Origin of the sequence: Plantactinospora endophytica (genome assembly GCF_016862915.1) — a bacterium.
Taxonomy (GTDB): Bacteria; Actinomycetota; Actinomycetes; order Mycobacteriales; family Micromonosporaceae; genus Plantactinospora; species Plantactinospora endophytica.
The window spans coordinates 26,369-46,521 of sequence record NZ_BONW01000051.1 but is presented as its reverse complement, the minus strand read 5'-3'; the positions used below and the strand labels follow the sequence as shown (position 1 = coordinate 46,521).

The 20,153-nt window shown below is 68.5% G+C and carries 21 protein-coding genes and 1 pseudogene; 10 read left to right on the top strand and 12 right to left on the bottom strand.

The features are described from left to right. Positions 1–4 precede the first annotated feature (4 nt). The 4 genes from Pen02_RS40000 to Pen02_RS43150 all read left to right on the top strand — a co-directional run bounded on the left by Pen02_RS40000 (position 5) and on the right by Pen02_RS43150 (position 2,866). A complete protein-coding gene (locus Pen02_RS40000) occupies positions 5–1,120 on the top strand; it encodes an amidohydrolase family protein (protein WP_203871424.1) in 1,116 nt (371 codons plus the stop codon). 97 nt (positions 1,121–1,217) lie between these two features. Then, positions 1,218–1,574 (top strand): hypothetical protein, encoded by a 357-nt coding sequence (locus Pen02_RS39995; protein ID WP_203871423.1) that lies wholly within the window; start codon positions 1,218–1,220, stop codon positions 1,572–1,574. Then, positions 1,561–1,782 carry a hypothetical protein gene (locus Pen02_RS39990; protein WP_203871422.1) on the top strand — a complete coding sequence of 74 codons (222 nt, stop codon included), beginning with the start codon at positions 1,561–1,563 and terminating at the stop codon, positions 1,780–1,782. Before Pen02_RS39995 ends, Pen02_RS39990 begins: the two co-directional genes overlap by 14 nt. Then, a complete protein-coding gene (locus Pen02_RS43150) occupies positions 1,772–2,866 on the top strand; it encodes a sigma-70 family RNA polymerase sigma factor (RefSeq protein WP_239142004.1) in 1,095 nt (364 codons plus the stop codon). Before Pen02_RS39990 ends, Pen02_RS43150 begins: the two co-directional genes overlap by 11 nt. 42 nt (positions 2,867–2,908) lie before the next feature. On the opposite strand, the gene Pen02_RS39980 is transcribed toward Pen02_RS43150, so the two are convergent. The 5 genes from Pen02_RS39980 to Pen02_RS39960 all read right to left on the bottom strand — a co-directional run bounded on the left by Pen02_RS39980 (position 2,909) and on the right by Pen02_RS39960 (position 7,027). Continuing rightward, positions 2,909–3,262: a DoxX family protein gene (locus Pen02_RS39980; protein WP_203871421.1), complete on the bottom strand. Its 354-nt coding sequence runs from the start codon at positions 3,260–3,262 to the stop codon at positions 2,909–2,911. A gap of 181 nt (positions 3,263–3,443) precedes the next feature. Continuing rightward, the gene (locus tag Pen02_RS39975; RefSeq protein ID WP_203871420.1) at positions 3,444–5,078 is read right to left on the bottom strand and encodes an FAD-dependent oxidoreductase; all 1,635 of its coding nucleotides are present in this window, start codon (positions 5,076–5,078) and stop codon (positions 3,444–3,446) included. 114 nt (positions 5,079–5,192) lie between these two features. Further along, a complete protein-coding gene (locus Pen02_RS39970) occupies positions 5,193–5,732 on the bottom strand; it encodes a TetR/AcrR family transcriptional regulator (protein ID WP_203871419.1) in 540 nt (179 codons plus the stop codon). Between the two features lie 553 nt (positions 5,733–6,285). Further along, positions 6,286–6,705: a sigma factor-like helix-turn-helix DNA-binding protein gene (locus Pen02_RS39965; RefSeq protein WP_275413668.1), complete on the bottom strand. Its 420-nt coding sequence runs from the start codon at positions 6,703–6,705 to the stop codon at positions 6,286–6,288. 19 nt (positions 6,706–6,724) lie between these two features. Further along, the gene (locus Pen02_RS39960; protein ID WP_203871417.1) at positions 6,725–7,027 is read right to left on the bottom strand and encodes a sigma factor; all 303 of its coding nucleotides are present in this window, start codon (positions 7,025–7,027) and stop codon (positions 6,725–6,727) included. A 110-nt stretch (positions 7,028–7,137) separates the two neighbouring features. On the opposite strand from Pen02_RS39960, the gene Pen02_RS39955 reads away from it, so the two are divergent. Beyond that, positions 7,138–7,506: a DoxX family protein gene (locus Pen02_RS39955; protein ID WP_203871416.1), complete on the top strand. Its 369-nt coding sequence runs from the start codon at positions 7,138–7,140 to the stop codon at positions 7,504–7,506. 118 nt (positions 7,507–7,624) lie between these two features. Here the strand turns inward: Pen02_RS39955 and sigJ are convergent, their stop codons facing one another. Further along, positions 7,625–8,593, bottom strand: coding sequence for an RNA polymerase sigma factor SigJ (sigJ, locus tag Pen02_RS39950; protein WP_239142003.1), 969 nt, complete (start codon positions 8,591–8,593; stop codon positions 7,625–7,627). A 236-nt stretch (positions 8,594–8,829) separates the two neighbouring features. On the opposite strand from sigJ, the gene Pen02_RS39945 reads away from it, so the two are divergent. Next, positions 8,830–9,366 (top strand): FAD-dependent oxidoreductase, encoded by a 537-nt coding sequence (locus Pen02_RS39945; protein WP_239142002.1) that lies wholly within the window; start codon positions 8,830–8,832, stop codon positions 9,364–9,366. Positions 9,367–9,902: 536 nt separating this feature from the next. On the opposite strand, the gene Pen02_RS39940 is transcribed toward Pen02_RS39945, so the two are convergent. Then, on the bottom strand, positions 9,903–10,685 hold the full coding sequence (locus tag Pen02_RS39940) for a S1 family peptidase (protein ID WP_203871415.1): 783 nt from the start codon (positions 10,683–10,685) through the stop codon (positions 9,903–9,905). Positions 10,686–10,851: 166 nt separating this feature from the next. Here Pen02_RS39940 and Pen02_RS39935 point away from each other — a divergent pair, with 166 nt between their 5' ends. After that, complete coding sequence (locus Pen02_RS39935) at positions 10,852–13,728, top strand: AfsR/SARP family transcriptional regulator (RefSeq protein ID WP_203871414.1); 2,877 nt, start codon at positions 10,852–10,854, stop codon at positions 13,726–13,728. A 69-nt stretch (positions 13,729–13,797) separates the two neighbouring features. Here Pen02_RS39935 and Pen02_RS39930 read toward each other — a convergent pair whose 3' ends face one another. Then, the gene (locus Pen02_RS39930) at positions 13,798–13,992 is read right to left on the bottom strand and encodes a hypothetical protein (protein ID WP_203871413.1); all 195 of its coding nucleotides are present in this window, start codon (positions 13,990–13,992) and stop codon (positions 13,798–13,800) included. A gap of 459 nt (positions 13,993–14,451) precedes the next feature. Here Pen02_RS39930 and Pen02_RS39925 point away from each other — a divergent pair, with 459 nt between their 5' ends. Then, the gene (locus Pen02_RS39925) at positions 14,452–15,990 is read left to right on the top strand and encodes an OmpA family protein (RefSeq protein ID WP_203871412.1); all 1,539 of its coding nucleotides are present in this window, start codon (positions 14,452–14,454) and stop codon (positions 15,988–15,990) included. 320 nt (positions 15,991–16,310) lie between these two features. On the opposite strand, the gene Pen02_RS39920 is transcribed toward Pen02_RS39925, so the two are convergent. Both Pen02_RS39920 and Pen02_RS39915 read right to left on the bottom strand, forming a co-directional pair. Further along, on the bottom strand, positions 16,311–16,472 hold the full coding sequence (locus tag Pen02_RS39920) for a hypothetical protein (RefSeq protein WP_203871411.1): 162 nt from the start codon (positions 16,470–16,472) through the stop codon (positions 16,311–16,313). Positions 16,473–17,022: 550 nt separating this feature from the next. Beyond that, complete coding sequence (locus tag Pen02_RS39915; protein WP_203871410.1) at positions 17,023–17,583, bottom strand: GNAT family N-acetyltransferase; 561 nt, start codon at positions 17,581–17,583, stop codon at positions 17,023–17,025. Between the two features lie 468 nt (positions 17,584–18,051). On the opposite strand from Pen02_RS39915, the gene Pen02_RS39910 reads away from it, so the two are divergent. Then, complete coding sequence (locus Pen02_RS39910; RefSeq protein ID WP_203871409.1) at positions 18,052–18,189, top strand: hypothetical protein; 138 nt, start codon at positions 18,052–18,054, stop codon at positions 18,187–18,189. 181 nt (positions 18,190–18,370) lie between these two features. On the opposite strand, the pseudogene Pen02_RS43145 reads toward Pen02_RS39910, so the two are convergent. Beyond that, a pseudogene (locus Pen02_RS43145) lies at positions 18,371–18,616 on the bottom strand (hypothetical protein); the annotation flags it as partial. Positions 18,617–18,884: 268 nt separating this feature from the next. After that, positions 18,885–19,067 carry a hypothetical protein gene (locus tag Pen02_RS39900; RefSeq protein ID WP_203871408.1) on the bottom strand — a complete coding sequence of 61 codons (183 nt, stop codon included), beginning with the start codon at positions 19,065–19,067 and terminating at the stop codon, positions 18,885–18,887. Between the two features lie 140 nt (positions 19,068–19,207). On the opposite strand from Pen02_RS39900, the gene Pen02_RS39895 reads away from it, so the two are divergent. Then, the gene (locus tag Pen02_RS39895; protein ID WP_203871407.1) at positions 19,208–19,864 is read left to right on the top strand and encodes an MFS transporter; all 657 of its coding nucleotides are present in this window, start codon (positions 19,208–19,210) and stop codon (positions 19,862–19,864) included. Positions 19,865–20,153 lie beyond the last annotated feature (289 nt).

Genomic DNA, 20,153 nt, shown 5'->3' with positions numbered 1-20,153 from the left:
GGGGATGGAGATCACGGCCGCCCGCAGCATTGTCTATCACGTCGAGAGGAACCACCGCGTGACCGGCCAGCTATCCAGGATCGACGTCCATCAGCACATCGTGCCGCCCTTCTACCGCGCCCTGCTCGCCGAGGCCGGCATCGCGGCGGCGGGCGGTCGGGCCCTGCCCACCTGGACACCCGAGTCCGCATTGGACCAGATGGACCTGCTCGGCACCGCCGCGGCTCTGCTGTCCGTCTCGACCCCCGGCACCAGCTTCCTCACCAGACCGACCGAAGCCGGTGACCTTGCACGGCAGCTCAACGACTACGCCGCAGAGCTCGCTGCCGAGCATCCAACCCGATTCGGGTACTTCGCCACCCTGCCGATGCCCAACATCACGGCCGCCACCACCGAGGCCCGTCGCGCCCTCGACGAACTCTGCGCCGACGGCGTCACCCTGCTGGCCAACAGCAACGGCGACTACCTCGGTGGGCCCGACCAGGATGCGCTGTGGCAGACCCTGGACGAGCGCGCTGCCGTCGTCTTCGTCCACCCCGCCGACCTGCCCGGACCAGCCATCGACGGCATCCCACCGTTCGCCGCCGACTTCCTGCTCGACACCACCCGAGCGGCGTACCTCCTCGTCCGAACCGGCGTCCTCCGGCGATACCCCAGAATCCGGTTCGTCCTCAGCCACGCCGGAGGCTTTCTGCCCTACGCCTCACACCGCATGGCCCTGGCCATATCCGCCGACACCGCACGCAGCCCGCTGGACGTCCTGGACGACTTCCGCGCTTTCTACTTCGACACCGCCCTGTCCTCGAGCCCGGCCGCCCTACCCACCCTGCTTGCCTTTGCCCGACCCGGGCGTGTGCTATTCGGCAGTGACTGGCCCTTCGCGCCCATTCCAGCCGGGCAGTACTTCGCCAACGGAATCGACACCTGCCTCGAACTCGGGCACCGGCGAGCGGTCATCCGCACCAACGCCGAAGCCCTCTTCCCGCGCCTGGCCGTCGCCCGCACGGCAGACCCGGACCGTCGGGTGGCCGCGCGCCTGCAACGGGCAGCGCAGCGGAGCGCCGCCCGGTTCTTCTTCCGGCTCGTCCAATCCGGCAACGGGGAGAAACGGATCCCGTGAACGCCACCGGGCGAACCGTCTGTTCGATGGCGTCATGACCTGTGGTGACCCGTGTCACGTCGTGTCAGGTGTCGGTCATCAGCGGTGTTTTGGGGGCATGACTGAGCACAACACACGCCACAAGGTCGTTGTCATCGGCGGTGGTCATGCCGGAATGCTCGCGGCGGCGATACCGCGATCGGTGCCGGGCGCGATCGAGTTCACTTTACCCATCATCGAGTTCGAGGCTGCGCCGCGGTTACACGCCAGGCTGGAGGAGGTGCCCACCGATGCTCCGGTCACCGTGGTCGGCAGCGGATTGACCGACATCGAGACGGCCCCCGAACTGACCGAGCAAGGGCACCCCGGTCACTCTGGTGTGTGGCGGAACCGTGGTGTCGTCCTGGAGTTCGCCGGGTCGCCGGTACGCCGTAAGGTGGCTGTCCCAGCACGGTGTCACCGTGCGCGAAGCTGACGTGGTCACCGAGGTTCGCCGGGATTCCATTGTCCTTGCCTGCGGTACGGTGCGGCCGAGCGCACTGACCATCTGGGCGACGGGTTTTGGTGTGCCCGGGCTGGCGGCCGCCAGTGGGCTGCCCACCGACACGCTCGACCGGCTGCTCACCGAGAAGACGTTGACCAGTGTCGACGACGACCGGGGGGTCCCGTCCCGTGACCACTGACGAGCATGCCGAGCGGTTCACCCTGTTGCGGCCACTGCTGTTCACGATCGTCTACGAGATACTTGGCTCGGCCACCGAATCCGACGACGTGTTGCAGGACAGCTATCTGCGGTGGGCCGAGGTGGACCTCGCGACGGTGCGGGACACCAGGTCGTACCTGGCGCGGCTGGTGACCCGTCAGGCGCTCAACGCGTTGCGGGCGAGCGCGCGCCGTCGCGAGGACTACGTCGGCCCGTGGCTGCCCGAGCCGCTGCTGCTTGACGACAACGACCCGTCGGCCGATGTGGTACTCGCCGAGTCGGTGTCGATGGCGATGCTCGTACTGCTCGAGACGCTCAGCCCGGACGAGCGGGCGGTGTTCGTGCTGCGCGAGGTGTTCGGCTTCGACTACGACGACATCGCCGCATCGGTAGGCAAATCCGTGACGGCGGTGCACCAGGTGGCGCACCGCGCGCGAGCGCACGTGCAGGCGCGACGCAGGCGATTCCAGCCCGTTGACGCTCGCGCCGATCGAGCACTATGGGAACTTCATACTGCGAGAAGTAATGACCTTGCCCAGTGGCAGGTTTGCGCTGGGATCGCTGCCGTTGGTCTTCGCAGCGCAGTTGGGATTCGCGGTGGCGTTCGGCGTACTGCTGGACACCATGATCGTCCGCTCGGTCCTGGTCACCGCGCTGACTCTCGACGTGGGATGAAGTTCACCGGGCCGGCGTCGACGGTCGGCGTGGACTGCGGTGCGGCGGACCGCCAGGCCGGCCTCGTCGTCCTCGACGAGCCCGTTTGGGCTGCCTGCACCCGTCCGATGTCCAGCGGGGGGTGGGCGCGCTCGACGTGCTGCTCGACTCGGGCAACACCGTCCGGACACCCCGACCGCCGGTTTCCTCCCGCGATACGCGGCGGGCCTGCCACTCCTGGCGGTGCGGAACGACGCGCGCTGCTGAGGGGTCGGGACGCGCACTGCCTCACGGCTGCGCTGTCGTCCCGCCTCTGTACATCGACCTCGCATTGGAGGCGCTGCAGGGCCCGATCCGGCGCAGGCGCTTCAACGTCCCGCCCGCCGAATACGAAGCGTTTTGCGTCATGACCCAACCGTTGACACACCCCCGCGCCATCGTCGCGTGTTCGATCATGCAGCCTGGACGGTGAAAGCCAGCACCGCCGAGCAGATGACCAACATTGCCGTCGCGTTCAGGAACAGGTTGCGGCCGAAATCGCGGGCGCGGACGTGCGCCGAGATCGCCACCACGAAATAGCAGACCAGCGCCGCGCACACAAGCACCGCCATCGGCGGGACCCAGATCCCGACGATAAGCCCAGCCGCCGCGGCAGCCTTGAGCGGAGGGAGAAACCGCCAGAAGCGTTCGGGGAACTGGACGTCGATCAAACACTGCCGAATGAAGGCGACCGGCTTTGTGCATAACACCGCATCGCAGAGCTGGATCACTGCCAACAAGGCCAGCGGCCACCAGGGTTGCACCATCTCGAAGGACTCCTCGCGTGAATGAGTCGCAGTGATCCACATCGGACGCGGTTGGGACCTCAGCATGTCGGACAACGGTGACCTGCCATCGTCTGCGACCCGTTCCCGACTCGTGCTGCCGAGCCAACCAGCCACCCTGCCTAAGCGGACACCCCAAGCCCTTCTCCGTGTCTTGGCCTTCTCACCTGCCCGGCTGTCGTCGGGTAGCTGCAGCGGATGGGGTGTGCGCGTCCGCCCCGAGGATGTGCCTGGTCACCGAGTCGGCGCAGGGCGTGTGCGCGCGCCAGTGGAGGTAGCCGTCCGGGCGAATGAGTAACGCGGTACCGGGCTTTGCTCGGTAGGCCCGGCGAAACGTCCCGTCGCGGTCGATGACCACCCGGCCGGAAAACGACGTCGATCGCACGGGCGTAATCAAGCAGGTGTGCACCTCGTCGGGAAGAGCATCACAGTCGAGGTGGCTGGCGGAGGCGTCGCCGACGAGGAGCAGCGTCCATCGTGGCCCGCGGAGCAGGTCGAACAACCGCAGCGGCTGCTCGGTGGCGGCATCGACGAGGTGGGCATCCGGGGCTCGATCGCCAGGTCGGACGCGGCCACCGGACAGTTCGTCGTCGGCCAGGGGCCCGTCGCGGTAGCCGATGTCGATCTGGGACACACGGGCGGTGAGTCTGCGGTTGATCGAGGGTCGGCTGAGTAGCGGCAGGAGCAGTCGTTGCACGGCGAACCGGACGAGTGGGTTGTGGTTGGTGACCACGTCGAGGATGTTGGTGCTTTGCGTCAACGCACGACGGGCGACGGGGAGGCGTTCGGCCGGGTAAGTGTCAAGCAGGGTGTCGTCGTGGCCGTTGAGGCAGGCGGCAAGCTTCCAGCCCAGGTTGTAGGCGTCCTGGATGCCGGTGTTCATTCCCTGCCCTCCGGTGGGCGGGTGCACGTGCGCGGCGTCGCCGGCGAGCAGGACTCGGCCGCGGCGGTAGTCCTCGACCATGCGGACGTTGACCCGGAAGTTCGACAACCAGGTCGCGTTGGACAGGCGGACCTGCGGGTGGCCGGTGCGCTCGTCCCATAGCCGCTGGAGCGCCTCCAGGGTGGGCTCGAGGTTGTCGTCGACGGTGATGCTCGCCCCGATCTGCCACTGGCCGGTGTCGGGCAGGCCAGCCAGACCGAGGAACGACCCGTCCGTGCCGAGCCATGCGTGTGAGCGAACGGCTCCGTCGACTTCGGGGTTCCAACCGGGAACGGTGACATCACCGAGCAGGTAGCGCTGCGTCTCGTCGGAGGAACCGGCGAACTCGAGGTCGAGTGTGCGGCGCACGATGCTGTGCGCGCCGTCGCATCCGACGAGATAGCGGGCGGTCAAATCCTCCCTGCCGCCGTTTGCGGTGGTGACCACGGCGCGCACCGCGTCGTTACCAGCGGTGAACGACTCGAGGCGGGTGTTGAACCGGATCGCGGAACCGAGTTCGTGCAGCCGTCGTGCGAGCAGCGTGGTGGTGCGCCACTGTGGAATCATCACGATGTTCGGGTACGGCAGATCCGCGCGCGGCTCGGCAAGACCAGCGGGTATCCGCGCAAGGCGCCGGCCATCGCGGTACAGGGTGATGTCCTGGCGTGACTGGCCGTGTCCCAGAACCGCGTCGATGACACCGAGATCGTCGAGCACCTCCAGGCTTCGAGGTTGCAGGCCCTTGCCTCGGGACTGACGAGGCAGGGCGGGCGCGGCCTCGATCAGCACCGCGCGAACTCCACGGCGGGCCAGATCGACCGCGAGGGTGAGCCCGGTCGGGCCAGCCCCGACGATCAACACATCGACAGCGGTCATCTGACTCCTCTTTCTATGCGATGAACTTCGGTAGCAGTCACGATGCCCGGCGCGAGCGCAACAGCGACGGCAATCACGGCGCCCGTCCGCGGGTGGGGGCGCCGGATCGGCCCCTCAGACATGGGGAATCAGGTCTGGCAGTAGGTCGAACACCGCGCGTCGACTGGCAGCGTCGAGGGGTGGGCGGATGGCGTTCGCTCCGATCAGGAGAAGATGCGGCAGCAGGGCGGCGGCGCGCGCCCGGGTCGGGTCGGGCACAGCGCGGTTCCAGAGGGTCTCGAGGAAAGTGAGACGCGCGCTGTCGACGCGTTCGACCACGCCACGCGCACCGTCGTTCCCGATCGCCCACGCCCGCAGGGCCCGATCCAACTCGGCGTCGAACAGTTCGTCGAGCCGCGAGGGAAGGGCCCGCAGGGCGTCGACCGGATCGACGGCGGCGAGCTCGCCTGACAGCCCATCGAGCAGAGCGACCTGTCCATGCTCGATATGAGTCAGCAACGCCGCGTGGTAGTCAGCGACCCCCGTGAAGTGGTGATGGAACGACCCCTTCGTCAGGCCGAGGCGGGCAGCCAGACGGTCTATCCGCACACCCGCCGGTCCCTCGTCGGCCAACACCACGACACCCTCGCCGAGCCACAGATCACGCGTTCCCATCACCGGAGCATACCATACGGTATGGCACGGAGCTTTCGGCAACGATCTCGATCAGCGCCGGAAACAACGGTCACTCGCAAACCAAGCGGACCGACCCCAGTCCTATCTCTTCTGTGACAGGTGCGACCGGCTGTGTGGGGCGGAACGAAGAGGAGGATCCGGGAAGACCTGCTCGTAGACCGGATCGCCCGCTTCTTCAAGGAGCGAGTGTTCGGCCCCAACCCCACGCCGGCACCCTCCGGGTGGCCCCGGACGACGAGGCCGCACCACTGCCTGGCAACGCCATCGACACGTGATCGATTCAGCAATCAGGCTCCTACCAGCAGAAACAGAGGCCGAGCGCGGCAGGCCAAGTGGCCATTGCGCTCGGCCCGCCAATGGCCTGCGTCGGCACCAGCTACCACTCGGATCCTTGAACGGACAGAGAATCACGCACTCAAGGCAGTAGGAAGGGAAGCGGTGCCGCGCTTATAGGGCGCGATGTCGATGCTGGTGACGAGGCCGTCGTGGCCGCGGATCCGGATCATTGCGAACGGGTGCCCACCAGGGGCGATCACCGCTCCCGGGTGACCCTCAACGAGGACCGGGACGGCAGCGGCGATGCGGTCCACGAACACCCTGGTCTCCTTCGCGACCGCCCAGGCGCCCTGGACGACAGGAGCGGCGCTGTCCGCGAGAACTTGAGGTCGGCCGTGCGGACGACGTCAGGCGCCAGGAGCGTGACGAGCCGCGCGATGTCGCCGCCACGCGCCGCGGCGAGGAACGCGTCGATGATCTCCATCTGGTGGGCGGACCCCGGCAGGTCGACCGCACGAACGTCCCTGAGCCGGATCCGCGCCCGACTCGCGAGCTTCTTCGCCGCGGCCACCGTCGTGTCGAGCACGGGCCCGATCTCGTCGAACGAGACGGCGAAGAGGTCATGCAGCACGTAGGCCACCCGCTGCGGGGGAGACAGTTCGTCGAGCACGACCAGCAGCGCCCGGCAGACGTCCTCACGACGGACGAACGCCTCGTCGGCCGCAAGCTGCTCGCCGGGGATGTCGTCGGCCCCCGAGCGGGATCTCGCGCCGGCGATGGCGGGCGCGAAGCTGGTCGAGGCACAGGCGTGCCGTCACCGTGGTGAGCCAGCCCTCGGGGTTGACCAGTTGCACCGGGTCGGCCGACCGCGCGTGCAGCCAGGCGGCCTGCACCGCGTCTTCGGCGTCGTGGTGCGAGCCGACGATGCGACAGGCCAACGACATCAGTCGGGCCCTCGAAGCCTCGAAGTGTTCGACGAGTTCCACGCGTCTGGTCACCTTTCATGCGTGCCGGGCGTCAGAAGGGGCGAGAGACCACAACCTGATAAACCCGCGCATGTGGAGGCACCTATGAGCGTACCGATTGCTCGATCGCGTCGGCGCGCGTCATGATCGCCGTGCTGGAAGGCGTCCTGGTCGTCGCGACCATCCTCTGCGCCCTCGCCAACGCCATCGAGGTGACCGCCAAGGTGGTCAGGGCAGACTTTGTGATGCGCAACTGCGCCGAGGTCGGGCTGTCCGCGCGGTGGATCCCCTACCTCGCGGTGGTCGAGGGGGCCGGCGTCATCGGTCTGGTGCTCGGCCTTCTCGGCGTACGTCCCCTCGGATTGGCTGCAGCCGTCGGCCTCGTCCTGTTCTTCGTCGGCGCGATTCTGGCTCACGTCCGCGCGCGGGTGTTCCACAACATCGCGTTTCCTGCGGTCTTCCTCGTCCTCGCCGTCGCCGCCGTGGGGCATTTCGCGTGGACGACCGCCTGATCGATCGCCGATCGGCCATGCGCTGCCCGCTGAGGGTCCCTGCCGGGGTCGCCGATCCGTGCCGCCGGAGGGGATGAGACGGCTGCATGACCCCTGCACATGCCCGACAAGGCGGGGTTCACGCCGATCCTGTGCGGCCACGACCACCCGGCCGACGAGTCGTCCACGGCCGGAGTTTGTCGGCGTTGCGGGTCGCCCATATGTGCTTGATCCGCTCGCCCTCGATCTGGAGCGCCGCCACCGTGACCGTCACCCCGTCCTGCTGCAGGACCAGGCCGGGTTGTCCGTTGACGGTGCGTTCGAGGATCGTCAGGTCGCGGAGGTTGCGCGCGAGTTGGACCATGAAGCGCACGATTCGCGCGGCCCCGTCGATCGGGCGGAGGGCGGCGCTGGCGCGGCCGCCACCGTCGGCGATCGCTGTGGCGCCGGGGTCCAAGAGACCGATGAGGGCGCTGATGTCCCCGGCTTCCCATGCCCGCTTGAAATCGTTGACGATCCGCGCCTGCCGGACCGTCGGCGTCGTCGGGGTATGCGCTGCGCGGATGCGGCGGCGGGCCGAGGAGGCCAGCTGGCGGCAGGCCCCCGGGGTGCGACCGACGATCTCGGCTACCGCGGCGAAGGGGTAGCGGAAGACGTCGTGGAGGATGAAGGCGACGCGTTCGGCCGGGGTCATCGCGTCGAGGACGACGAGGAAGGCCATGTTGACCGACTCGTCGAGCGTGACCCGGTCGACCGGGTCGATGGTGAAGCCGTCCGATCGCCCACCGATCCACTCGGAGGGCTCCGGTAGCGGCTCCGGAATCCACTCACCCACATAGAGCTCTCGCCGCGTGCGCGCCGAGGAGAGCACGTTGAGACACAAGCGGCTCGCCACCTTGCTCAGCCAGGCCCCGGGTACCTCGATGGCGTCCTGCTGCTGTCGGGACATCGCGTACCAGCGAGCGTAGGTCTCCTGGACCACATCTTCCGCCTCGGCCAACGAGCCGAGGAGGCGGTACGCCAGATTGATCAGTCCACGTCGTTCGCTCATGATCGCACTCAGGCTCGGGTCGAGTGGGCTGCGCTCCTGCTCGAACTGGTCGGTCATGGTCCCGCGCCCCCTCGGTCGCGTTGTGCTTGTCAGTGGTCCGACAAGACAGCGCAGCGGACTGTGAGCCACTTCGCCTCACATTTTTGGGTGTCGCGCTGTCGGAAGAGTGCGACACCGTCCATCAAGCAAGGCAGCCGCAGGTTGGCCGGTGACTCGCTACCGAGAATCGCGCTGCTACCCGCGATCGCACCAGCGGAGCGGACAACTGTCGAGATCGAGAAGGGAACGCCCCCATGCCCATGCCTGTACGGCGCACCAAGCACAAGGTCGTCGTCGGCGGCGGTTATGCCGGCACGCTCGCGGCCAGCCGGTTACGCCAGCGCGACGACATCGACATCACCCTCGTCAACCCCCGCCCGAGGTTCATCGATCGCATGCGGCTCCACCAGTTCGTGGCAGGCACCGGGGAGGCCACCGCCGACTATGGCTCGCTGCTTGGCGAGGGCATCGACCTCGTTGTCGACGGCGCCACGCGTATCGACACCGCAGCCCGAACGGACCGGCTCGCCTCGGGTCGCGACCTCGACTACGACTACCTCATCTACGCTGTGGGCAGCACCGGAGCGATACCGACGTCGGTGCCCGGCGCTATCGCGTTCGCCGTCTCCACCGCCCAATGGGAGTCCGCGCAGCGGGTCCGCGCCACGCTGGACGAACTGCCGTCCGATGCTCCGATCACCGTCGTCGGTGCCGGACTGACCGGCATCGAGACGGCCGCCGAGCTGGCCGAGCAAGGGCGGAGGACCACGAAGGTTCACGGTGTTGGTTGACACGCCGTGTGTCCTGCCGGTCGGGCGGCGGGCTGGCGGTCAGGCTGTGGCGGTGGCGAATCCTGTAACGCCTGCGGCTGCTGAGTGACCGGGAAGGTCAGCAACTGCTCAGAATCACCCGCCGGGGAACCGGTTCACCGATCCGACTACAGCGGGCGGTGGTAGTGCTCGCCTACCACCGCTAGGTGTAAGGGCCTGTGGATTCAATGGCTCTTCTCACATTCCGTCACACACCAGGGTGGCCGTTCGTCCCTGCTTGGCCAGCTCGTTGGTGCGGCCAGGTATGCGGTTGGCCAAGGCGGGTGGCGGAAGGCCGCCGCCAGTGCGGTTTTCAACTCGTGCTGGAGGCGATGGTGCGGTGCGGACGAGGTACCTGGTGCGGTCGGGTCAGTGCTGGTAAGGGCGCCTTGGCCATCCCGGCTGCGGCGACGCCCGCGTTGAGGCTCATCCGAGCCGGCTCGGTCGCCGCCCCCGGCCGGCCCGGTGACGCGAGTTGGGCGGCGGGACAGGATCTGTCCCGCCGCCCGGTGCCGCTGTCAGACCCCGGCGACGCTGCGGATCCAGTCCCGACTGATCGGGACACTGGCGAAGTAGGACGAGCCGGTGCAGCTACTGCTGCCCCAGGACACCACACCAACCTGGTAGCGCTTGCCGTCGACGAGCTTGAACATCGGGCCGCCGGAGTCACCCGAGCAGGGTGCCCCGTTGCCGGGCGAGACCCGGATTTCCGTACCCATGTCGGAGTACGCGTCGCTGATACCCGTGACCGTGACCGTCGCGCGTTTCAGGGTTGGCGACAGTGCGCAGGTCGGGCAGGTCCGGCCCCAGCCGAACACGTAGTTGGTGGTGCCGATCTTGGGGTGTGCGCTGGCGAGCGGTACGTACTCGGCGTTCGCGGAGCGGGAGAGCCGTACCAAGGCGATGTCGTGGATCGAGCGGACCACCGACTCGGCCTCGATCACGGCCACCACACCTCCGCCGCTGCCGTACCGCAGGCTCTTGACCCGTACGGCCATCGCCTGGTCACGGTAGCCCTCGACACAGTGCTTGGCGGTCAGCACCCACCTGGGCGCGATGATGCTGCCCGTGCATTCGAACTTTCCGTCGATGTGCAGCGCGGCCAGGCCGCGGGACGACGTGGCGGCCTCGCCGTTGACGACGAGTGGCGAGACGTCGCCGGGCGGGACAGCGGGTGCGTCGGACGCGCGGAATCTCGGCAGGTCCTGACCGACCGCATCCTCGGCGGCGGCCGGACCGGCCGACAGCAGCGGCACGAGGATCGCCAGGGCGACCGCGGCCGCGTGGAACCTCTTCCTCAATGGAACTCCTTTGTCGATGGGCTCGCCCGGGACGAACTTGGGTGGAGCGGATAGCGGTCGATAGCATGGTGACGGGTAATGAAAATTCGCTGAAAATCCGCTCAAACACGTGGCGCAGGGTGTCGGGCCGGTACGAGGAGTGCCGGAGCGGAACGGTGGATGGCGGGTGAACGGGGTGGAGTTCCGCCTGCTGGGGCCGGTGGGGGTCTGGCGGGACGGAGATCAGCTCGGGCCCTTGAATGCCCAGCAGCGGACCTTGCTGGCGATGCTGATGCTGGAACCCGACCGCGTGATCGGCGTCGACCGGCTGGTGACGGCACTGTGGAGCGAAAGTCCGCCCGTGTCGGCGCGGAACGCCGTGCAGGGGCATGTGTCGAAGTTGCGCAGACTGCTGACCGGGCTGCCCGGCGTCGAGCTGGCGACCACCGGCCCCGGGTACCGGCTGGTCGTCGATGCGCAGACGGTGGACCTCCACCGGTTTCGGGAGTTGGTGGGCCGCGCACGGGATCGCGACGTCACCGAGGCCGGTGAACTGCTGCGGGCGGCGCTGAGTCTGTGGCAGGGGCCGGCGCTGCTGGATGTGGCCGGTGACTGGCTGCCCGGCATCATCGGCGTCGGTCTGGAGGAGGAACGGCTTTGCGCCGTGGAGGAACGGGCGTCGGCGGACCTCCGGATCGGACGACACCACGACCTGGTCGTGGAACTGTCCGCCGTCGTCACGGCACATCCAGTCCGGGAACGAACCGTCTGCCTGCTGATGACAGCGCTGGAGCGGTCTGGGCGCAGGAGTGACGCCCTCGCGCTGTTCCGTCGTACGCGCCGTCGCCTGGTCGAGGAGCTGGGTATCGAGCCCGGCGAGGACCTGAGACGTCTTCACCAGCAGGTCCTGGAGGGGGAGCCCGACGGCTCTTCGCAGCCGGACTGGCCGGCTCGTGGCGGTGCCCGTCCCCGGCAACTACCCGCCGACATCGCCCACTTCAGCGGCCGGGAGCAGGACATCGGCGCCCTCGACGGGCTCATCTCGATGACAGACCAGGACCCACCGCCGACGGCGGTGATCGCCGTGATCGGCGGGCCGGCCGGGGTGGGCAAGACCGCGCTGGCGGTGCACTGGGCCCACCGGGTCGCCGATCGATTTCCCGACGGGCAGTTGTTCGTCAATCTCCGCGGCTTCGATCCGGCCGGCCCGGAAATGGCGCCGGCCGAGGCGTTGCGCCATTTCCTGGCCGCGCTGGGCGTGCCGGCACGGCATCTACCCGCGGACGTCGAGACGCGGGCCACCCTCTTTCGGACGGTCGTCGCGGAGCGGCGGATCCTGATCGTGCTGGACAACGCCCGCGACGTGGAGCAGGTCCGCCCGCTGCTGCCCGGTGCACCCGGCTGTCTCGTCCTGGTGAACAGCCGCAGCCAGCTCTCCGGCCTGGTGGCCGCCAACGGCGCGCATCCGTTCACCCTGGACCGCCCGTCGATGAAGGAGGCGAGGGAGTTCCTCCGCCGCCGGGTCGGCGAGCAGCGGGTCAGCGCCGAACACATGGCCGGCGAGGAGATCATCGAGCGGTGTGCACGGCTACCGCTCGCGCTGGCGATCGTGGCCGCCCGCGCCGCCACCAACCCGGGCTTCTCCCTCGCCGCACTCGCCGCCGAACTGCGCGAGAGTCGAGGCCGCCTGGACGCGTTCGAGAGCGGCGACGCCGCCACCGACGTCCGAACCGTCTTCTCGTGGTCCTATGAAACCCTCGGCGACGACGCTGCCCGGCTGTTCCGGCTGCTCGGTCTGCACCCCGGCCCTGACTTCGCGGTACCGGCGGCGGCCAGCCTCGCCGGCGTCCCGGTCCGGCGGGTACGCCCGCTGCTGGCCGAGCTGACCCGGGTGCATCTGCTCCAGGAGCACGCTCCGGGCCGATACACCTTCCACGACCTGTTGCGCGCCTATGCGACCGAACTCACCCAACTGACGGATTCCGGCGCCGATCGGCGCGCTGCCCTGCGGGGGGTGCTCGACCACTATCTGCACACCGCGTACGCCGCAGATTTCCTCCTGCAGCCAAGCCGTGACCCGCTCGACCTGCCCACGGCGCGACCCGGGACCGTACCGGAACACGTCGGCGACGAGGGGCGGGCGTTGGCCTGGTTCACCGCCGAACACCACATCCTGCTGGCGGCCGTCGAGCAGGCGGCGGAGCACCAGTTCGACGTGCACGCGTGGCAACTCGCCGCGACCCTCGCCGACTTCCTGGACCGGCAGGGTCACTTCTCCGATCAGGTCGCCGTCCAGACGACCGCGCTGCGGGCCGCGTACCGCCTCGCGGAACGGAACGCGGAGGCGCACGCACACCGCGCACTGGGCCGCGCCTGGGTCCGGGTCGGCCGCGATGACGAAGCACTCAGCCACCTGCGACAGGCGCTCGATCTGTTGACGGCCCTGGGCGACCAGATCGGCCAGGCGCGCACCCATCTCAACCTCGGCTGGATGTTCGGGCAATCGGACCGCAGCCAGGAGGCGCTGGTGCACGTCCGGCGCGGTCTCGCGCTGTACGAGGCGACCGGGAACGCCGCCATGCAAGCGCACGCCCTCAACTCCCTCGGCTGGAACCAGGCCCACGTCGGCGACTACCACGAAGCGCTCGCGAGCTGCCGGCAGGCGCTGGCGATGCTGGAGAGACTCCGGGACCATCGGGGGCAGGCCCACACCTGGGACAGTCTCGGGTACATCTACCGGCAGCTGGGTGACCAGGAACAGACCGTGCGTTGCTATCAACGCTCCAGCGAGGTGGCACGAGACGACGGCGACCGGGTCCAGCAGGCCGAGGTCCTCGACACTCTGGGCGACGCCCACCACACGTGGAACGCCGGAGACAGCGCCCGCCAGGCATGGCTGCACGCCCTCGACCTCTTCGACGAACTCGGCGACCCCCGCGCGGACCAGGTACGGGCCAAACTTCGTACGGTCGCCCCGGCAGCGAATCGGGGAACCGGCTACGGCCACCCGGTCACCGGGGCACCGGGTGCCGCCGAGCGCCGACGCGCCAGCGAAGCCGGGTAGTCCGATGAGGGAGGCACGCTTGCGGCCGGTGTAGTCGGCGATCCGGCCGCCGTGCAGCGGGAGGCCGCCTTACGCCAGCGGGTACGCGGTGACGGTGCACTGCCGGTCGCCGTCGGAACTCTCCAGATCCCCCTGGAGCGAAGGCAGCGCGATCGTCACGACCGTCGCGTTCAAAACGACCATGAGCTGGGCCAGTCCGATGAGAGACAGCGCGGCCGGGCGGCGCGAGTCGGCCGCCTGGGCCCGCTCCCTCGTGGTCCCCATGACCTCGCCCGCACCTGGGTGTTGCGTACGGTGCGGACCGCTCGCGAGGCGCCCTGACGGTCGAAAGACGCCGGAGACCCGGCCCTCTGTAACGGTGCGAAGGTATGGCGTGGGTCATCGCTCGTGGCTGTCACAAATCGGCATGGAGCGTCGTCCAGTGCCTGTGGCAAGACCAAGTTCGGACCGGAAAGAGCAAGGGCATGGGCCAACGCGGAGCAGGAACGAGGACAGCGTCGAGCCGCTCCTCCTCCTAACGCGTGACCCTGTGGATTCGTCGACCGAAGTGTTCGTCATCCATCGCAACCTGCTACTCACCGTCCTGAGCGAGCTACTCGGCGGGGCCGCCAGCACCGAGGACGAAGCTCTCGCATGTGAGATACACGAGGGGGAGGAGACGAGCAAACTGCTGCGTCAGTCCGGGTCCACTCGCGACCGATCAATCGACCGCAATGGAAAATCATGACCACGTTTCGTCATTTCCGATGCCAGGCAGTTTCCCCCAGGTCCAGCCGGGCGCTGGCCCTGAGCGCCGTACTCACGTTGGCGGTGGCCGGGTGCGGGGTGCTGCCGAAGAAGGATGCCCCGTCCCCGCCCGCCTCCAGCACCCCGGCCGGCACCGCCAATGCCGGCACGGCCCTGGCCGAAACCCGCAGTACGATGACGGAGAACCTCAGGGTCGAGGTCGTCGGCCTCAACCGCGTCAGAGGCAAGCACCTCATCGCCCAGGTCCGCCTGTCCAACACCGGCACGGAGAAGCACCTGTCCTGGGCCGGCGAGATGGGCGACCACACGCGTCCCCTCGGCGACATCAAGTGGGCCTCCGGCATCGGCGTCCTCGACGCGCAGGCCCGCACCTGGCTCCTGCCGTACAAACCCGTCGGCTCTCCCTGCCTGTGCAGTGGCCGGGATCGCGACGGTCTCGGCCAGTTCATCGACCCTGGCCGGTCGATCACTGTCTACGCGGTCCTGCCCGCGCCGTCGGGCAACCCTGCGACAACCACCGTCGTCACCCCGGTGGGGCCGCCGATGCTCAACGTGCCCATCAGCGACTATGCGCCGCCCGGTGACTTTCCCGACCCGGATGCCGAACCCGTCACCCCGGTCACCCGCCGTCTCATCCTCCCTTCCGAGCTCCTGGACAAGTCGGAGGAGACCGCCGACGACGGCAAGGACCTGCAGGTCAACCTCTCCGCCGACGTACTCTTCGCGGTGGGCAAGGCCACCCTCACCCCCAGAGCCAAGGCGGTCATGGCCCGCACGGCCAAGCTCATCGACGCCTCCCCGGCCACCGTGGTGACGGTGGCGGGACACGCCGACTCCTCCGGCAACGACGCCATCAACGACCCACTGTCGCTGCGCCGCGCCCAGGCGGTACAAAACGCCCTGTCGGCGCTGCTGTCCAGGGACGGGGTCCGCTTCCAGACCGAGGGGTACGGCTCGCGCCGCCCGCTCTACAGCAACGACACCGACGAGGGAAAGCGCCGCAACCGCCGCGTCACGGTGACCTTTCCCAGACCTCAGCCCACTACCCAGAAACCGGCAGCCACGACCTCTCCCGGCACGACGGGCCTGACCGGCAGCACCAAGGCCGACGGGCAGCCCATCGCCATGCAGGTCACCGGTCTGCGCCGACTGCCCGGCAGTCTCGGTCTGCTCACCTACAAGATCACCGATGAGGGATCGGCAGAGTCCTGGTTCCGCGACCTTCACCACGCCCAGGACTGGGAGGCGTACAAGTACCAGGCCGCCACCAACGTCCGCGTGACCGACGTCGCCGTCAGCCGTCAGTACCTGCCCGGCCGCCTCGAGGTCGCCACCGGCGACGGCGTCGACTTCTACTGCGCGTGCACAGCTGTCTCCGGCGTCCGCATCAACACCGAGAAGTTCGCGCCGGGCCAGACCCGCGAGTTCTGGAACCTCTTCGCCCTGCCCGACACCGCGGACACCCTCCAGGTCAAGATCGGCCCGTTCCGCGACCTACACGTCCCCATCCAGTAAACGGCACCCGGCATCTGCGTGCCCGCTTCAACCTCCACAGGGTGAGTCACCCTGCCGACCACCATGGCAACTGCGTCGAGACTTAGGCTAGTCCTCGATTGACATCGTCGGCAGGGTGAACGGGCGTTCGGCGGCCGGAACGACCTGCGCAGAAGCGACGTGTTCCGGTTCACCATCTGGTTGAAGCATTCAGATCGCCGTACGGGGTTCCACGCCATCAGCTGTGTGACGCGCTGTCCAACCAGCACGGGGGCTGGATCCCCCCGGAGTGCCCACAGGTCGCCGTCGATATTCCCGATAGTCCATACCTCAAGCGATACTCAATGCACAGCTTCGGCGCACAGTTCGAGGCGGTCCGTGTCAACGAGTTCACCGAAGAGATCCGCGTTCCCCGGCAACTGGACGTGTTCGCCGTCGGTCGCATCGTCAACACCAAGAGCGCCCATTCTCGACTGCCAGGCCATGAGCTGGAGCCTGTCCATGGCGGCACACGAACACGGCGCACTCAATCCACGCACGCTGCTCCGGGCGCTACTCGGCGACAACACACTGTGGGGTCCAAAGAACGGGAGCTGCGGGCTCGCCTTCAAGCAGGCCGGATTACCACATGACCGGAGCGCCTGCTGCCGGCTCGCTGGGTAACCCCCTCCAAGGTCAGGTACCCGAATCTGCCGCAGAGCACGCGTCGCCGGGCCGCCTGCGAGCTACGCAGCGCGACGACCCCAGCAGGCGTGTGGCGCACGGTCATGCGCCGGTCGTCGGGGGACGGCCGGCCCGCGCCCCGGGGCACGATGAGGGGGCGTCGGCTGGAACGGCCGAGAGCAGTTCCTGCCGTCGCGGTTGCGCTCCCGCCGGCTACTGGTCAGCAGCGGCCGGTAGTCGACCCTTCGCACGGATGGGCGGACCGCTCAAGTCGCCGGCTTCCTCAACGAAGCTTCTGTGCCGATCGCCCACCGTGGCAAACCCGAAGCCTGTCGGGCTCCACCAGAGGGTGATGCCTCCGGCAAGTCAGCCTCACCACCATCGCCGACTCTACGGCGCCGCCCCGTGGCGCCATCTCTCGGCAGTCAGAGCGTACGTGTAGCCGTCCACCCAGCCCAAGTCGGCGTGCCAGGAGTCGCCGACGCCGTGCTGCTCACGACGCATACCGATCTTTTCAAGGATCCGCACCGAGGCGAGGTTGTCCGCGAAGCAGCCAGCGGTGATCCTTCGAACGCCCAGCCGGTCGAACGAGTACGCCACCATTGCGCTGACAGCCTCAGTCGCATAACCGTGGCCGCCGTACGCCGGGTCGAAGATGTAGCCCAGTTGGGCTTCCGTCCGCGACGGCATGCCGGGCTGCCCCATACCGTCGACCACGGCGAGCGAGACGGTCCCGATCACCACGCTGGCAAGCGCCACCGCCACGCTGTGGTCGTCGGGATCCTCCGCCGCGCGCCGCCACGCCGCTCGAAGCGACGTAGGGTCGACATCGGTGCGCAGGAGCCAGCGAGTGACCTCAGGCAGATTGCGATACTCCAGGATCCGGTCGATGTCGTCGTCACGCACCGGGCGAAGCTCGAGGCGTTCGGTGCATAGTTTCGTGCTTTCCATGAGGTGGGACGTTAGTGGACGCACCACCGAGACACGTCCGATTATCCGGCCGCCTGGCCGGACAGGGATCCGTGGTTCGCCGGCAGGTGGCTACGTCGATGTGCGCCGACAGCATCGGACGCACTGTCGCCTCGCAAATTCGGGGTGGCAACTCGCCACCGGCGACCTACTTCGCCCGGGAGGTACAGCGTTATTTGGCTGACAACTGAAGGCAGCCTTTATGAGATACCTGATCCTGTATGTGAAGATGCGGCAGTTCGTTGGTCAGCTGATTAGCCCGGGGCGGGGGCGTGTGGCTGAGACGCTGGTTACGCCGGGTGTGAGGGCATGGCCGAGTCGTGTGTCTGGCGGCGTGGAGGTTTGCCGCCGGTGCTCGGGCAGTTCGTGTCGATCGGGGGTGGGCGCGTGGGTCGCGCGGGTGGCGGATCAGCGGCGGGACGGCGACGCGCGTGGCGTGACTTCCTACCGTTGACAGCGCTGACGGTGGTCGTGCTGACCGGTGCGGGTTTGTGGTTCGCGGACGTGCGGCAGGGGGCGAACGGTTGTTGGGCTGCTGCCGCACTGGTCACGGTGATGGTGACGCCGCGCTGGTTGATCCAGTCGTAGCGGCGGCGTCGGATCGGTGTGGACGTGATCGCGACCTTGGCACTGATCAGTTCGCTCGTGGCACGGAAATACCTGGCCGGGGCGGTAGTGGCGTTGATGTTGGCCACGGGACACACGCTGGAGGTGTACGCGCAGGGCCCGGCGAAGCGGGATCTGCATGCCCTGCTGGCCCGGGCGCCCTCTACCTCCCCGGCCAGGAAATCAGCAAAGCAGCGGCCTGGTTGCGCAGGAAGGCCCGCCAACTGGTGCCCTGCTGGCGGGGCGCCGGGCTGACACGTCGGCGGGCCAGGATTCGTCGGATCGTGTCCGCCCCGACCCGATAGCCCAGCCGCTGTAGTTCGCCTTGGATTCGGCGGTGTCCCCATCGCTGGTTCTCCCCGGCCAGCCGCAGCACCAGGTCCCGGATCTCGCCGCTGACCGGTGGTCGGTCGGGTCGGTTCGGGTAGGCCCGGGCGCCCGACGTCCGGCACGTTCACCTGCACCGTGTCGCACCAGCCAGCGGTGCCAGTTCAGCAACGTGGCCGGGGTGACGATCCGATGTTCCGGTTTCCGGCAGGGCAGCAGGCGGGCGAGGGCGGACAGGATCGCCCGGTCCGGCCAGGACAGCCGCGGCCGGCCGTGAACGTGGCGGCGTAGCACCGCTATCTCGTGCCGCAGCGCGAGGACCTCGACCAGCAACGCTCTGTCGCTGCGGATCAGCAACCCCAACCGCTGAACAGGCGGATCATTCCCAGGTACAGCAACCGCACGACCATACCGGAGATCATCAGTCCGAGCCGAGAATTCCCCACACACCGCTTGTGCGACAGCTTTTGGCGGAGTACACGCTCTCGGATTCGTTCGGCCGCCGCCGGGTCGACCAGCCCGGCGGTGGCCACCGGCTCTCCTGGTCCCGGCTCTCCTGTGGTCGACTCCGGGTGAGAACCAACCCCGAAGTGCCGGGCGCCGACGCCGACGGGCGGGCAACATCACTGTCACGATCATGACCTCGTCGTCCCGCACCCGTACACTTCCCCGGGTGACCCCGCCCTCTCCCGGCGCCGCCGGCCAGGTTCCCTGGTACGGCCCACTCCCCGGCGTCCGCCCGGCCTGGCTGCTGATCGGGCCGGTACTCGCCGCCTCGCTGGGTGCCTTCCTGCTCACCCTCACCGTCGGGCCGGAGGGAGCCGCGATCCAACGGGACCTGCAGCTGCCGACCTTGGGGATCCTCTGGATGTTCGTCGCCTTCCTGCTGCCGGCGGCACTGGCGGTTCCGGTCGGCGCCCTGGTCGGCCGACGGTGGCCGATCGCCGTCGCGTTGCCCGCGATCGTGCTGCTGGTCCCCGGATCGTTGTTGATCGCCCTGGCCCCGGGGAGCGGTTCGCTGCTGCTCGGCCGCGCGGTGACCGGGTTCGGGGCCGGTCTGGCCTGGGGCGTCACGGCCGTGTTGGTCGTGCCGTTGCGGGCACGGCGCGGATGGGCGGTGCCACTCGCTGCCGGTGCGGTGGTGCTGGGGCTGGTTCTCGGACCCGTGATCGGTGCGCTTCTGGCGCGGTTTCTCGGTTGGCGGTTGCCTTTCATGCTAGCCGTGCTGTTCGGGGTGGTGGCGTTGCTGGTAACTGCGGTGAGCGGGATCGTCGTACTGACGCGGTCGGCGTCCCCGCCGGCTCAGCCTCCGGCCGCACCGTCGGCGTGACGGAACAGGCGGCGCAGGGCACCCCGGCCGTACCCGACGACGAGCACTGGCACCGGCCACAGTGTTGCCGGAATTCGTAGGCGGCGACTGATCTTCCGACGGTGAGGATCACTTCCGCGTGGTGGCCGGCGCTGGCCTGTTCCTGCTCAGCGGTGTCCGTGCCGACGGCGGCGGGCAGGTGGTCCTGACGGAGTCGGGACCCTGACCACCGGCACGTTGACGCGGTCCACCGACTCGACCAGGACTCACTGTCGACCTCTGGCCGGTAGCCGGCGACCAGACGCCGCAC

Excerpts from the sequence above, each read along its gene's own strand:
- Pen02_RS39980 (WP_203871421.1), bottom strand. The coding sequence starts at position 3,262 with ATGGTGCAACCCTGGTGGCCGCTGGCCTTGTTGGCAGTGATCCAGCTC.
- Pen02_RS39955 (WP_203871416.1), top strand. The coding sequence starts at position 7,138 with ATGATCGCCGTGCTGGAAGGCGTCCTGGTCGTCGCGACCATCCTCTGC.
- Pen02_RS39930 (WP_203871413.1), bottom strand. The coding sequence starts at position 13,992 with ATGGGGACCACGAGGGAGCGGGCCCAGGCGGCCGACTCGCGCCGCCCG.
- Pen02_RS39970 (WP_203871419.1), bottom strand. The coding sequence starts at position 5,732 with ATGGGAACGCGTGATCTGTGGCTCGGCGAGGGTGTCGTGGTGTTGGCC.
- Pen02_RS39915 (WP_203871410.1), bottom strand. The coding sequence starts at position 17,583 with ATGGAAAGCACGAAACTATGCACCGAACGCCTCGAGCTTCGCCCGGTG.
- Pen02_RS39995 (WP_203871423.1), top strand. The coding sequence starts at position 1,218 with ATGACTGAGCACAACACACGCCACAAGGTCGTTGTCATCGGCGGTGGT.
- Pen02_RS39925 (WP_203871412.1), top strand. The coding sequence starts at position 14,452 with ATGACCACGTTTCGTCATTTCCGATGCCAGGCAGTTTCCCCCAGGTCC.
- sigJ (WP_239142003.1), bottom strand. The coding sequence starts at position 8,593 with ATGACCGACCAGTTCGAGCAGGAGCGCAGCCCACTCGACCCGAGCCTG.
- Pen02_RS39945 (WP_239142002.1), top strand. The coding sequence starts at position 8,830 with ATGCCCATGCCTGTACGGCGCACCAAGCACAAGGTCGTCGTCGGCGGC.
- Pen02_RS39920 (WP_203871411.1), bottom strand. The coding sequence starts at position 16,472 with ATGGACAGGCTCCAGCTCATGGCCTGGCAGTCGAGAATGGGCGCTCTT.
- Pen02_RS39975 (WP_203871420.1), bottom strand. The coding sequence starts at position 5,078 with ATGACCGCTGTCGATGTGTTGATCGTCGGGGCTGGCCCGACCGGGCTC.
- Pen02_RS40000 (WP_203871424.1), top strand. The coding sequence starts at position 5 with ATGGAGATCACGGCCGCCCGCAGCATTGTCTATCACGTCGAGAGGAAC.